16 protein-coding genes are annotated in these 13,172 nt (G+C 55.2%); 7 read left to right on the plus strand and 9 right to left on the minus strand.

The genetic code is table 11. From position 1 onward, the window contains the following. Positions 1-55 precede the first annotated feature (55 nt). From N7220_RS01960 to leuC, 6 genes are all read right to left on the minus strand, one after another. The gene (locus N7220_RS01960; protein ID WP_283149795.1) at positions 56-928 is read right to left on the minus strand and encodes an Asd/ArgC dimerization domain-containing protein; all 873 of its coding nucleotides are present in this window, start codon (positions 926-928) and stop codon (positions 56-58) included. Positions 929-1,142: 214 nt separating this feature from the next. Continuing rightward, on the minus strand, positions 1,143-2,207 hold the full coding sequence (leuB, locus tag N7220_RS01965) for a 3-isopropylmalate dehydrogenase (RefSeq protein WP_390901546.1): 1,065 nt from the start codon (positions 2,205-2,207) through the stop codon (positions 1,143-1,145). Between the two features lie 166 nt (positions 2,208-2,373). After that, complete coding sequence (gene nagB / locus N7220_RS01970) at positions 2,374-3,108, minus strand: glucosamine-6-phosphate deaminase (protein WP_283149796.1); 735 nt, start codon at positions 3,106-3,108, stop codon at positions 2,374-2,376. Between the two features lie 219 nt (positions 3,109-3,327). Further along, positions 3,328-3,969: a 3-isopropylmalate dehydratase small subunit gene (gene leuD, locus N7220_RS01975; protein WP_283149797.1), complete on the minus strand. Its 642-nt coding sequence runs from the start codon at positions 3,967-3,969 to the stop codon at positions 3,328-3,330. A gap of 9 nt (positions 3,970-3,978) precedes the next feature. Continuing rightward, the gene (locus N7220_RS01980) at positions 3,979-4,095 is read right to left on the minus strand and encodes an entericidin A/B family lipoprotein (RefSeq protein ID WP_283149798.1); all 117 of its coding nucleotides are present in this window, start codon (positions 4,093-4,095) and stop codon (positions 3,979-3,981) included. A 55-nt stretch (positions 4,096-4,150) separates the two neighbouring features. Next, complete coding sequence (leuC, locus tag N7220_RS01985) at positions 4,151-5,557, minus strand: 3-isopropylmalate dehydratase large subunit (RefSeq protein ID WP_283149799.1); 1,407 nt, start codon at positions 5,555-5,557, stop codon at positions 4,151-4,153. Positions 5,558-5,744: 187 nt separating this feature from the next. On the opposite strand from leuC, the gene N7220_RS01990 reads away from it, so the two are divergent. From N7220_RS01990 to N7220_RS02000, 3 genes are all read left to right on the plus strand, one after another. Continuing rightward, positions 5,745-6,530 (plus strand): helix-turn-helix transcriptional regulator, encoded by a 786-nt coding sequence (locus tag N7220_RS01990; protein WP_283149800.1) that lies wholly within the window; start codon positions 5,745-5,747, stop codon positions 6,528-6,530. A 94-nt stretch (positions 6,531-6,624) separates the two neighbouring features. Beyond that, positions 6,625-7,059: a ribonuclease domain-containing protein gene (locus N7220_RS01995; RefSeq protein WP_283149801.1), complete on the plus strand. Its 435-nt coding sequence runs from the start codon at positions 6,625-6,627 to the stop codon at positions 7,057-7,059. Further along, positions 7,050-7,334, plus strand: coding sequence for a barstar family protein (locus N7220_RS02000; RefSeq protein WP_283149802.1), 285 nt, complete (start codon positions 7,050-7,052; stop codon positions 7,332-7,334). The genes N7220_RS01995 and N7220_RS02000 overlap by 10 nt, the downstream gene beginning before the upstream one ends. A gap of 144 nt (positions 7,335-7,478) precedes the next feature. Here the strand turns inward: N7220_RS02000 and N7220_RS02005 are convergent, their stop codons facing one another. After that, a complete protein-coding gene (locus N7220_RS02005; RefSeq protein WP_283149803.1) occupies positions 7,479-8,264 on the minus strand; it encodes a ferritin-like domain-containing protein in 786 nt (261 codons plus the stop codon). A 154-nt stretch (positions 8,265-8,418) separates the two neighbouring features. Between N7220_RS02005 and N7220_RS02010 the strand changes: the two genes are divergently transcribed. After that, on the plus strand, positions 8,419-8,742 hold the full coding sequence (locus tag N7220_RS02010) for a helix-turn-helix domain-containing protein (protein ID WP_283149804.1): 324 nt from the start codon (positions 8,419-8,421) through the stop codon (positions 8,740-8,742). Between the two features lie 24 nt (positions 8,743-8,766). Here the strand turns inward: N7220_RS02010 and N7220_RS02015 are convergent, their stop codons facing one another. Together N7220_RS02015 and N7220_RS02020 are read right to left on the minus strand one after the other, a co-directional pair. Beyond that, positions 8,767-9,633, minus strand: a complete 867-nt coding sequence (locus tag N7220_RS02015) for a radical SAM protein (protein WP_283149805.1) — start codon at positions 9,631-9,633, stop codon at positions 8,767-8,769. Next, positions 9,626-10,078, minus strand: a complete 453-nt coding sequence (locus tag N7220_RS02020; protein ID WP_283149806.1) for a universal stress protein — start codon at positions 10,076-10,078, stop codon at positions 9,626-9,628. The genes N7220_RS02015 and N7220_RS02020 overlap by 8 nt, the downstream gene beginning before the upstream one ends. Before the next feature lie 124 nt (positions 10,079-10,202). Here N7220_RS02020 and N7220_RS02025 point away from each other — a divergent pair, with 124 nt between their 5' ends. The 3 genes from N7220_RS02025 to N7220_RS02035 all read left to right on the plus strand — a co-directional run bounded on the left by N7220_RS02025 (position 10,203) and on the right by N7220_RS02035 (position 13,104). Beyond that, the gene (locus N7220_RS02025; protein ID WP_283149807.1) at positions 10,203-10,676 is read left to right on the plus strand and encodes an acyl-CoA thioesterase; all 474 of its coding nucleotides are present in this window, start codon (positions 10,203-10,205) and stop codon (positions 10,674-10,676) included. After that, a complete protein-coding gene (locus N7220_RS02030; RefSeq protein ID WP_283149808.1) occupies positions 10,654-11,067 on the plus strand; it encodes a tellurite resistance TerB family protein in 414 nt (137 codons plus the stop codon). Before N7220_RS02025 ends, N7220_RS02030 begins: the two co-directional genes overlap by 23 nt. Before the next feature lie 234 nt (positions 11,068-11,301). Next, a complete protein-coding gene (locus N7220_RS02035) occupies positions 11,302-13,104 on the plus strand; it encodes a methyl-accepting chemotaxis protein (protein ID WP_283149809.1) in 1,803 nt (600 codons plus the stop codon). Positions 13,105-13,172: the final 68 nt, after the last annotated feature.

Consider the following 13,172-nt stretch of genomic DNA (forward strand, 5'->3'; position numbering starts at 1 on the left):
GTGCAACGGCGCCAACATGTGCCTGCCTGGCGCCGTGAAGGCGAAACGCGTGATTTTACGCGCCAAGCAACTCGGCGACGACCGCCAGTGCGCCCAGACGAGCGTTATCGACCACGGCCCACAGGGTGATGGTTTTGCCATCTTCGCTCACATGTACTTCGCTGATCCACACTAGATCGGCGCCAATCACGTCTTGCGGGGTCGCGATGCCGTCGGCACCTTCGACATCCAGCACAAACAGGCCCGGACTGGCCCGCAAAGCGGTAATCACGGCTTCGCGAGTGGTTTCCTGGATCAAGCGCACCGACAAAGTCGCGCCATGACCAAAGAACAGCGGTGCTTGTACGCGTTGCACGCTATCGAGCAGTGGCGCACCCAGTTGCTGGTTCACCACATTGCGGATGGTTTCCGATTGCGCATGCGGCAAGGGGAACAGGTTGAAGGCCAGGCGCTTGGGGAAAGCGCCGTTTTCGATCTCTTCATTGGAGAACAAAGCACGAGTCTGTCTGGAAAGCGTTTCAACGCCAGTCTGGCCTTGCGAGGAGGCGGACTCGATCAGCGTGGCGTGCGCGCGGGCAATCGACAAGCCGGACATCGCAATCAGCGGGCGCGACAAAATGGCGAACGATGCCAGCGGTGCAGTGGCGTCGAGTAGACGGCAACCGGCTGCCTTGGCGGCCGGTGCGTACTCTTTCAGCTCGGCGCGGCTACCGGCAAATACGGCAACCTGCGCCAGCGACCAGTCAAATTCGGCGACTTCGAGCACGGCGTAGTCTTCGCCCCGGAAAGAAACCAGCGAGGTTTCATCATCAACGGCCAAGGCGTAGATTTCGTCGATCGCTACCGGGCTTTCGGCCAGGACTTCCAGCAGGGTGCTGCCAAAGGGGCCGTGGGCGCCAAGGATGGCGAGCGAGATGCGTTCAGACATGTGGTGTACTCCTAAGCTGCGAGCGCGGTGGCGTGCCACCCGTGTGGCATCCGGAACAGTGTGCGCCAGCTTTCCAGCATTTCGCCTACTTTCCGCCCTCTCCCTGAGAGGGACCTGTCGCGCCCGAATAATTGAAATAAAGCAGATTCAGGGAAGCGCGCAAAACAAAACAGGGCGCAATTAGCGCCCCGTTTCCGTTGAGCAATCCGTGATTTTACAGTGCTGCCACCACGGCGTCGCCCATTTCGCTGCAAGACACTTTTTTGGTGCCTTCTTCATAGATATCGCCGGTGCGCAAACCATCGGCCAATACCTTTTTGACTGCGGTTTCGACACGCTGGGCTGCTGCTTCGTTGTTCAAGCTGTAACGCAGCAACATGGCCAGCGACAGAATCGTTGCCAGCGGATTTGCCAGGTTCTTGCCCGCGATATCCGGTGCCGAACCATGACTTGGCTCGTACATGCCCTTGTTGTTCTGATCCAGCGAGGCCGATGGCAGCATGCCAATCGAACCGGTCAGCATCGAGGCTTCATCCGACAGAATGTCGCCAAAGATATTGCCGGTCACCATCACGTCAAATTGCTTGGGATTGCGCACCAGTTGCATGGCAGCGTTATCCACATACATGTGGGTCAGCGTCACGTCCGGATATTCTTTCGCCACATCGGTGACGATTTCTTTCCAGAATTCGGTGGTTTCCAGCACATTGGCCTTATCGACCGAGCACAGCTTTTTGTTGCGCTTTTGCGCGGCCTTGAAGGCCACGTGCGCAATGCGGCGGATTTCTGACTCGGCGTAGCGCATGGTGTTGAAACCTTCGCGCTCGCCTGCTTCGTTCACATGCACGCCACGCGGCTGGCCAAAGTAGATATCGCCGGTCAGTTCACGCACGATCAGGATATCCAGACCGGACACGACCTCTGGCTTGAGCGTGGAAGCATTGGCCAGTTCCGGGTACAGAATGGCCGGGCGCAAGTTGGCGAACAGATTCAGATCTTTACGGATAGCCAACAGACCCCGTTCCGGACGCAGCGGGCGATCCAGCGTGTCGTACTGTGGACCGCCGACTGCCCCCAGCAAGATGGCATCGGCTTCGCGCGCCAGCTTTTGCGTGAACTCGGGATACGGCGAACCGTATTGGTCGTACGCAGCGCCACCCAGCGGGGCTTCAACCGTTTCTACATCCAGACCATCATTACGCAGCTTGTCGAGCACACGCTTGGCCTGGTTGACGATTTCGGGACCAATGCCATCACCGGGGAGAATCAGAATCTTCATGAGTATGTTTCGCCAGAAAAATAAAAACCCGACCATTTAAAGGCCACCAGAAAAAGCGCTCTGGCACGACGCCCAACCGCAGACAGTACAAGTAGTACGGCCAGGTTGGGCAACACAGCCAGAGCGGTTTTGCTGGTGGCCCCGAAGGCCGGGTTCAGGGTTTGAATTAACTGTGCGACAGCTTGTAATTCACGTCGCAATCAGTCAGAACAATCACGCGCGGGTGGGTTTGCAGCAACGAAGCTGGCACCTGCGTCGAGATCGGGCCGTTCAGCGTGCGATCGAGGATTTCGGCTTTTTCCTGGCCTTTCACCACCAGCAGGATGGCCTTGGCGTGCAGGATGGAGCCCATGCCCATCGTCACCGCGTGAGTCGGCACTTCGTCGAGCGAATTAAAGAAGCGTTTGTTGGCTTCGCGAGTGTCTTCCTTCAGCGTTACCTTGTGGGTAAAGCGCGAAAGCTCGGTATCTGGTTCGTTAAACCCGATATGGCCGTTGTGGCCAATACCCAGCAACTGCATATCTACCGGGCCTTGCTGATACAGCGCTTCGTCGTAGCGACGACATTCGGCTTCGATATCCGGCGCATTGCCATTGGGCACGTGCGTGTTCTTCGGATCAATGTCGATGTGGTCGAACAGATTGCGCTGCATGAAGCTGCGATAGGATTCTGCGTGCGTTACCGGCAAACCCACATATTCGTCCAGATTGAACGTGCGGGTTTCCTTGAAACTGATCAAGCCTTGTTGGTACGCTTTGACCATTTCCTGGTACATGCCCACCGGTGAACCACCGGTTGCCATCCCCAAGACGGCGTTAGGGCGTCCGCGTACTACGGACATCATCAGGTCCGCGGCGACGCGGTCCAGTTCGGCTTGATTCTTGAATTTATGCAGGATCATGGTTTCGTTTCCCGTGCTTATATTTTAATGAGAGTGTAAGACCTGAAACTCGAACTATAGCAACTGCCAGCAATTTGCCGCTGCCTCAGGCCAATATTACCGCCATTTTGTGTCAGTTGGCGGGCTACAAGCACCCGTTTACGACACTGCATGGCAATCCTGGCGAAATCAAATTCGCCAGGATTGCCGAGGGAAACATCTGCTAAACCCTGATCTGCCTCAAGCGGCAAACAGCCATGGCTGGCTTTGGCGATGCTTTGCCTCGAACGCCTTGATTTCATCAGCGTGCGCCAGCGTCAGACCAATTTCATCCAGACCATTCAACAAGCAATGCTTGCGATGACCGGTGATATCAAAGGCAAACGATGCACCAGACGGCGTAATGACCTTCTGCGCCGCCAGATCAACATTCAGCCGGTAGCCTTCAGTGGCTTGCGCTTCTGCAAATAACTGATCGACCACTTCGGTTGGCAACACAATCGGCAGCACACCGTTTTTGTAGCAGTTATTGAAGAAGATATCTGCAAAGCTTGGCGCGATCACCGCGCGAAAACCGTAGTCTTCCAGCGCCCAGGGCGCATGTTCACGCGATGAACCACAACCAAAGTTGTCACGGGCCAGCAATACTTCAGCGCCGACATAACGCGGATAGTTGAGTACGAAATCCGGGTTGAGCGGACGCTTGCTGTTGTCCATGCCCGGTTCGCCGTGGTCCAGATAACGCCATTCATCAAACAGGTTCGGCCCAAAGCCAGACCGTTTGATCGACTTCAGAAACTGTTTGGGGATGATGGCATCCGTATCCACATTGGCACGATCCAACGGGCAAACCAGACCGTTCAACTGCGTAAAAGCTTTCATGGCATATCCTTACTTGCCGTCGATCTTCTCACCCAGTTTTTGCACATCCTGACCAAAGCCATGCACGGTATTGCAACCGGCAAGGGTCAACACGGACAACATCAGCAAAACAAGCATCGATTTCATGGGTTTAAAGACTCCGCAAGATTCATAGTGAGTTAAGCCGGAGCGCTAGTGCGTCTCAAGCGAAGTCGCGGACATCAACAAAGTGGCCAGCAATGGCTGCAGCTGCTGCCATTTCCGGGCTAACCAGATGGGTACGCCCACCCTGCCCCTGCCGACCTTCAAAGTTACGGTTAGAGGTAGAGGCGCAGCGCTCACCCGGTTCCAATCGGTCCGCGTTCATCGCCAGGCACATCGAGCAGCCCGGCTCACGCCATTCGAAGCCAGCCTCGGTAAAGATTTTGTCGAGGCCTTCCGCTTCAGCCTGCCTTTTTACCAGACCTGAACCTGGCACCACCATAGCGAGCTTCACATTCGCGGCTTTTTTGTGGCCCTTGGCCACCGCTGCCGCTGCGCGCAAATCTTCAATACGCGAATTGGTACAGGAACCAATAAACACCTTGTCGATATTGATCTGCTCAATCGGCGTATCTGCTTGCAGACCCATATATTGCAGTGCGCGTTCCAGACTACCGCGTTTTACCGGGTCTTCAATCAGCGCCGGATTTGGCACTTTGCCGCGCACGGTGGTGACTTGCTCTGGGGATGTACCCCAAGTCACTTGCGGTTCGATGGCGGATGCATCCAGTTCAACCACATGGTCGAACTTGGCGCCTTCATCGGAGACCAGTGTTTTCCAGTAAGTCGTGGCTTGGTCCCATTGCGCCTCGGTTGGGGCGTACGGGCGGCCTTTGAGGTAGTCGACGGTTTTGACATCCACCGCCACCATGCCAGCACGAGCACCGGCCTCAATCGCCATATTGCACAGGGTCATGCGCCCTTCCATCGACAAACCGCGAATGGCCGAGCCGCCAAATTCGATGGCGTAACCCGTGCCGCCAGCTGTACCGATCTTGCCGATGATTGCCAGCGCAACGTCTTTACCAGTCACGCCACGACCCAGTTCGCCTTCCACCTTAACCAGCATGGCTTTGGATTTCTTGGCCGTCAGTGTTTGCGTTGCCAGCACGTGTTCGACTTCCGAGGTGCCGATGCCATGCGCCAGCGCGCCAAATGCGCCATGCGTGGAAGTATGGCTATCGCCACAGACCACAGTCATGCCAGGCAAGGTGGCGCCATTTTCCGGGCCAACCACGTGCACGATGCCTTGACGCAAATCCTTGAACGGGAAGTACGCCAGCGCACCGAAATGCTTGATATTGGCGTCCAGCGTTTCAACTTGCAGGCGCGAGATCGGATCCTTGATGCCTTCGTCCCAATGATCGGTCGGGGTGTTGTGGTCAGCCGTGGCCACTACCGAATCCACCCGCCAAGGCTTGCGCCCGGCCAGTGTCAGGCCTTCAAAGGCTTGCGGGCTGGTCACTTCATGCACCAGGTGGCGATCAATATAGATAAGACAGGTGCCGTCTTCCGACTCATGCACCACGTGGGACTGCCAGAGTTTGTCGTAAAGCGTCTGTGCCATTTATGTCATCCCGATTGCGCCCTTGCCAAGTCGATTTGCAAGAACTGGGTTGGTAGTCAGCCCCCTGAATTGGCAGGCGGCCGACCGGATTAATCTGGTTACGGAGTACAGCTTAGGAGTTTCGATTTGCGCTAACAAGCCAGGCATTTATACTGGTATAAATACTAACTGGTAACAGGATGATGCAATGTCTATCCGTCGCAAAGAACTGGGCGAGTTCCTGAACGCGCTGCGCCAGAAATGCGAGCCTGCCGCGTTTGGTTTTCCAGTCGGGCAACGCCGCCGTACTCAAGGGTTACGCCGCGAAGAAGTCGCCCAACTGGCCGATATCAGCCCCACCTGGTACACCTGGATTGAACAAGGCCGCGAGATCAGCGTTTCCGGCAAAGCATTGCACCGACTGGCGCAGGCCATGCGGCTGGATAAAACCCAACGCGCTTATCTATTTGAGTTGGCAGGCCAGCGCGATATCCAACCCGGCACCGCCGAACTGGAAACCACCCCGCCGTTTCTGCAGCAGATTGTTGACGATTTTCGCATGCCAGCCTACGTGATGGGGCGCTATTGGGACATGCTGGCCTGGAATGCCGCTGCTGCCGACTTGTTTGGGGACTGGCTGGATGCTGATCGCGCACCCAACCTGCTGCGTTTTGTGTTCGCGGACCCGCAAGCGCGCACACTGGTAGAGGATTGGGAATCACGTGCACAACGACTGGTGGCTGAGTTTCGAGCCGATAGCCGTGATCAACTGGAAGACGCGGTTCTGATGCAGCTGATAGATAGTCTGCATCAGGCCAGCCCGGAATTTGCTACTTACTGGAAACGCTATGATGTTCTGGAACGACACGGTGGATTGCGCGGGTTCAATCACCCGGTGCATGGGCATATGAACTTGAGCCAGGTCACTTTTCAGTTGGTGGATCAGGATCATCTCAAGCTGGTGTTACTCACCCGCACACCCGAGCCTGAGTAAACCGATCACCGCTGAATGATCACTTTGACCTGGACCATTCGACTATCCATAATCAGACGTCACTACTTGGACGTCACTACTTGCGGGCTTACTCATGCGCTTTCTTGTTTCGTTATTCCTGGCGGGCTTGTGTGGTTCAGCAATGGCAGCGCCGTCCTGCAATCAGGTAGTGCAGGATCTGAACCAACGCATCAGCCCCAAGGTAGATGCAACGCAGTTGGCACAAACACTTGGCGCGCTGGCCCAAACCGGGCGCTTGCCTGATAGCTATGTCACCAAGCGCGCAGCAGAAAATGCCGGTTGGCGACCGGGCAGCAATCTGTGGCAAACCCAGCCGGGAAAGTCCATAGGTGGCGATCGCTTTGGTAACTACGAACACCGTTTGCCCAATGGCCAATATAAAGAAGCTGATCTGGATTATCGCGGCGGCAAGCGCGGTGCCAAACGGCTAATCTTTGGCAATGATGGTCGCCGTTATGTCACGGTCGATCATTATCAAACCTTTACCGAGGTACCGGCATGTCAGTAAAGAAACCAACCCTAGTGACGCTGACCCATATCCATAAAATGGACGATGTATACGACCAGTTCAGCGCCCAACTCGCCCTGCCCGACTACTTTGGTCGCAATCTGGATGCGCTTTACGACGTGTTGACCTCAGACGTAGCCGGCCCTCTGCAAATTGTCTGGCATGGCGCAAAAACCGCAGAAGGCCACCTCGGGCATGAGCACTACGCAGCGCTGCTGGCAGTGTTTGATGATGTGGGTGAAGAACGCGACGATCTGGAAGTGATCCTTTCCTAGCCGTCCTCTGCCTTCAGGCCGAACATAAATAATCGGCAAAACGAAAACGCCAATCTGCGGTTACGGATTGGCGTTTGTTTTGGTGAAGCTGTATTGGCAAGTGGCGGCCAAGCAGTGAGCCCTTCCCCGCGCCTGCAACCCGGTTCAGCTCTGCAGCGACTCAATCAGCGCCAGTTCCTCATCACTAAAACCCGCTTCACGCCGCGCCGCATGATTCAACGCACCGGGATATGCCGGCACCGCGTAATCCCGTAACAGGCTGACAAATGTGGCCACCGGCTCCAGCCCGCGCTGTTCGCAGCACCAGTGATACCACCTGTTACCGATCTGCACGTGTCCAATCTCGTCGCGCAAAATCACATCGAGAATTTTTGCTGCCTGACGATCCCCCACCGACCATAACTTGGCGCGGATACCGGGAGTCACATCCAGCCCGCGCGCTTCCAGAATGCGCGGAACCAGCGCCATGCGGACCATTACATCGTGATCTGTGCGTAACGCCATATCCCACAGGCCGTTATGTGCGGGAAAGTCACCGTAATCAAAGCCGGATTTCTGTAGGTAATCGCGCAACAAGGTGAAATGCAGTGCCTCTTCTTTCGCCACCTGCAGCCAGTCTTCGTAGTAAGCCAAAGGCATTTCGCGAAAACGATATATGGCATCAAGCGCAAGGTTCACCGCATTGAATTCAATATGCGCCAGCGCATGTAACAGCGCCGCCCTTCCTTCTATCGAACCCAACCCACGCTTGGGTACTTCCTTGGGAGAAATGAGGATGGGTTTCGGCGGGCGGCCCGGCTCTGCCAATCGACGCGGTTCCGGGCTGATTGGCATGGGCGCCATTGCGACGATCCCGTTGAGCAGCGCAATTTTTTCATCTGGATCAAATGCCAGCAGCGCAGTTTCAACCGAAGTAAGTGAATTTGACATTTCTCATTATTATCAACAAGTTCCGATCAACAATCCGTGATTAATCACAAAGCAAAAACCGGAATAGTCACGTATTCCTACGCTTAGATGGCGATAAGATGACGGCAACATAGTTTTTTAGCCATCCAGCATGGCAACTTAAAGGAGGCCCACCATGGCGAACAATACAGTTAACCCACGGGAAATCCGCCGCCAGCTCGGAATGAATCAACAGGAATTCTGGAGCAAGATCGGTGTAACCCAAAGTGGCGGTTCACGCTACGAAAGCGGCCGCAACATGCCGCGTCCGGTACGTGAATTGCTGCGCGTAGTACATATTGAGCAAATCAATCTGGAAGAACTCAATCGCGAAGACCATCAGGTCATGCGTTATCTGCGTGAGTACAAACCAGAATTGCTTGAAACATTGCGTGCCGCAGCGCGAGAACGTGAAAAGCATCAATCCCGTTTTACCATGTCGAGCATGCTGGCCAGGTAAATCGCCAGCTGCCAGCAAGGCAGACTAAATGCTCAGCTTTACCACAAGACCCTGTGCTTCGATTCGTTCGGCCAGGGTCTTCATCCATTCTGCGGGCGCTGCACGCAAGCGATCTGCCTCCGGTTGCATGGATGGCCGTGCCAGACCATACAACAACACCCCACGCAAATCCCCCGCCTGCGCCTTTGCTTCCCGCAAAAACGCCAGATAAGCCTCGACTTCTGCATCGTCTGGCAAGGCGCCATCCAGTTCAAACATGCATGTCTGTAACCACGTCGCACAGCGCCGCGAAGCTTCGACCAGATGCCGTAGCACAGCTGCGCGATTCAACTGCACCTGGTTGACCAAAGCAAATCCATCCTGCGGCGCGCGATCGACCTTGAACCACACTTCGCCATTGATGCGGCCCATATGCTCCAGCACGGCTAGCGCTTCAGGCTTGTACAACTGGCTGCCATTGGTGATCAGTACCACCTTGATCTGGCCCAGCAGACCAAAGACTTGCAGTTGCTGCTCCACGATGACCAGCGCCTGGCCAAATTCATGGCTCATGGTCGGCTCGCCATTGCCAGAGAAAGCAATGTCGTTCAACCGCTGCAGTTCTGGCGGCACGCGTTGTGCCATGAAATCACCATCAACAATCTGATGCAGCATGGCCGCCAGTTCGTCTTCAAGCTGCTCAAGCGCAATGGGGGGCGGGCCGCCGCGCTTCAGATCCGGGACTTGGCAATACAGGCAACGCCAGTTGCAGGCGTTGTTCGGATTGAGATTGATGCCGATCGAGACCCCGCCAGCACGCCGCGATACCACGGGATAAACATAGGTAAAGCCCGCGCTGTCGCGGGCGTGATCGTTCACCCGCAACATGCGGACTGGCACAAAATCAGGCATTGGGTTTGGCTCTTACCAGCAAGATTGGCACTGCTGTATGGCGCATGACGCCCTCGGCGACGCTCCCCAGCAGTAAATGGGTCAGGCCACTGTAGCCATGCGTGCCCATGACGATCACGTCGGCTTTCCATTCTGCCGCATCGTCCACAATGGCGCGGGCCAGGTTGCCGCCCCATGCTTCAAGCAAACCTGCCTCGCAATTGACGTTCTGCTGTTTAAGGATATCGGCATATCTAGCCAATAACTGTTCACCACTCTTACGCAGGGCATCCTGAAGTTGCGGAACATCAAGAAACTCGTTCGCACTCCATGCGAACTGCGCCAGATCAATAACGTGTACCAGGCGCACTAGCGCCTTCTGATCAATCGCAAAGCGAATCGACTCGCGTAGCGCTGTGGCACTCGTATTGCTGTCATCTACCGGAACAAGAATGCGCTGATACATGGTGCCTCCTTAAACATGAATTCGAACGGTAATACAAGTTTAGCAGATCGTGTCTGGCCGGTTGCGGGGCCTCATGCATGCGAATACACTCAATTCGCATGTAAATTTTGCCGTTTATTGAGACATGACAAGAATCAAACTAGACCCGCCCAAGTGGATTGACCTGCAAATTGAACTTGCGATACGTGTCACCGATCTGAACTACGGTGCGCATCTGGGCAATATGGAGTTGCTGGGGCTGTTGCATGAGGCCCGCGTGCAATATCTGGCGCATTATGGAAATACCGAATTGGGCGATGCTCAAACGCCGGGCATTATCCTTAATGACGTTGCCATAACTTTCCATAGCGAAGGTTTTCTGGGTGAAAAACTGAGTATTGCCATGACCGCGGCTGAACCCTGGCGGGCAGGATATGTTCTTTATTATGTGGTGCACGCCGTCAAAGATAATGCCCCGCCGCGGCTGGTTGCAGTAGCCAGAACGGGCATCACGTTCTTTGATTACACTTCGCGCAAACTACAAAACATGCCCAAAGCATGGGCAGACCGGCTCAACATCGACAGGACTGAAGAACATGAAAAAATATCCCAACAATAGCGCAGAAGCGATGGCCCGCATTCTGGTCATGCAAATGATGTGCGATGGCAATTTTGACCCCGCTGAAATCGACGAACTGGAACACCTGCGCGTTTATGAAGCCTTGGGCATCAGCCGCAAAGCATTTATCCAGGTGCTGCAGGACTACTGCAACGACCTGTCTGACGACGCATCCGACGACGGCAATATCCGCCTGGTCGATCGCGAACGTATCGACCAGTTGCTCGATACAGTAGACGACCAACGCAAACGCCTGATGCTGGCGGCCATTGCGCTGGGCATTGCCAAGTCCGATAACGACTTCAGCAATGTTGAACTGGCTGTGTTCCGCCACATGCTCAAACACTGGCATCTGAGTCTGGAAGATCTGCAGGCCGCGTTCACCGCCTGATTTCTGGCAACGGGCTGCGGCTATCTGTCTGCTCAACAGCAGCAGCAAACATCCGTAAATTGGCAGTACCGAGTACCAGATCGACGGCTTTCTGCACCCTTCGATCTGGGTTTTTCCTTTCAAGTTAGCTCGCCGACTGCCGATAAAATCCGTATCCGGCCGATAATTCAAGATCGTACAGATCATAAAAATCGGGGCCAGCCACGCGCATGGTCTTCGCAGGGGAGTTCGCAAATGCAATGGTTGAATGACTTTCACACCGTATTTGAACGCACTTTGCTGGGCACTCTAAACCGCAAATTTGCCTTTCTTTACCTGTTACTTGCCGCCCCCATTGCCATGCTGGTCGTAACCAGCTTTGCCGATACGGCCATGACCGATACCGCGCACCAGTTGGGCCTTGATGCGAATGCCATTGCCAAACTAAGCCATGCGTTTGACACCATCACCACTTGGGCATGGATCCTCACCGTGCTCAGCGCCGCATTTATTACCGTGCAGGTGATCTATTTCCGCTTCTGGATTACCCGGCCGGTACTGGCTATCACCTCTGTTCTGAATGACGTCGCCGGTGGCGAAGGCGATCTTTCGCGCGACGTGCCAGTGATTACCAGCGACGAAATCGCCGAACTGGCCGCGAGTTGTAACCGTTTCCTGGCCAAGCAGCGCGAAATCATTGCCAGCGTGCAAACCATGACCGTGGGCATCGCGCTGGAAGCGGCCAAATCAATGAAAAGCATCGGCGATTCCGCACAGTCGGCACACCAGCAAGATGCGTTGGCGCAAAAAGTGGTGGAAACCAGCGACAGCACCACTCAAGGGATTAACGACGTGTCGCGGCGCACCCAGGAAATCTCCGGCTCCACCACCCACAATCTCGAAATGGCGCGGGCTTCTTATGCGGAACTCCAGGACGTCACCGACCGCATCCACGCCATCAGCACCCGCATGGCCAGCTTTAACGACACGGTAAATGGATTGAATCAACGTTCGGCCAGCATCAAAAGCATTGTGGATTTGATCAAGGAAATCTCCGGGCAAACCAACTTGCTGGCCTTGAACGCGGCGATTGAAGCGGCGCGGGCGGGTGAAGCCGGACGCGGTTTTGCCGTGGTCGCAGATGAAGTACGCAAGCTGGCAGAAAAAGTGGGCGTCGCCACCGACGATATTTCCCGCGATATCGACAGCATGCTCGGCGAGGTAGCCCATACTCGCGATGAAACAACCGTCATCACCAACGATGCGCAGCTCACACGGGCCGTGGTAGAAAAAGCCTCGGGTCAATTCTCGCGGATGATGGTGGATTTTGAATCCACTTCCGCCGCCCTGATCGGCATTGCCAGCACGCTGGAGGAATTCACCGCAGCCAACAATGTGGTGAACGCCAATGTTTCAGAAATACACGCTCTGTCGCTCAAAGTGAACGAGCGCATGGGTTTGTCTGCCAATTCCTCACAAGGCTTGGCTCGTGCCGCCGAGCAAGTACAAGAGTTGATTGGCCGCTTTACCGTAGGCCGCGGCCACCTGGATGCCAATATCCAGAAAGCCTGCCAGACCCGCGACCTGATCCAGACAAAAATTGAGGCCATGCACAAACAAGGCGTCAATGTGTTTGACCAGCAATATCAGCCTATTCCTGGTAGCGCGCCGGTCAAATACAAAACCTCATTTGACGGACGTTTTGAAACAGAAATCCAGCCACTTTACGATCAACTGGCCCGCGCGGCCGCTGGCGGTAAGTTTGTGCTGGCGGTAGATACCAACGGCTACGGCCCGACGCATAACAGCTGGTATTCCAAAACGCCCACTGGCGATAAAGCCACTGACTTGGTCAATAGCCGCGACAAGCGCATTTTCAATGACCCGGCCGGGCTGCGTGCGGCGCGCAATACCCAGCGCTTTTTGTTGCAAACCTATGTACGCGATACCGGCGAGATCATGACTGAGCTGGATGTGCCTATTCATGTGAATGGCCGGCACTGGGGCGGTTTGCGACTCGGTTTTGATGCAAGCCACATGCTGGAAAACAAAGCCTGATTCGGCGCCAGGCTAAATCTGCCGGACAACGCAAAACGCCACCATGAATCAGTCATGGTGGCGTTTTT

The sequence above is a fragment of the Silvimonas soli genome (assembly GCF_030035605.1).
Lineage (GTDB): Bacteria > Pseudomonadota > Gammaproteobacteria > Burkholderiales > Chitinibacteraceae > Silvimonas > Silvimonas soli.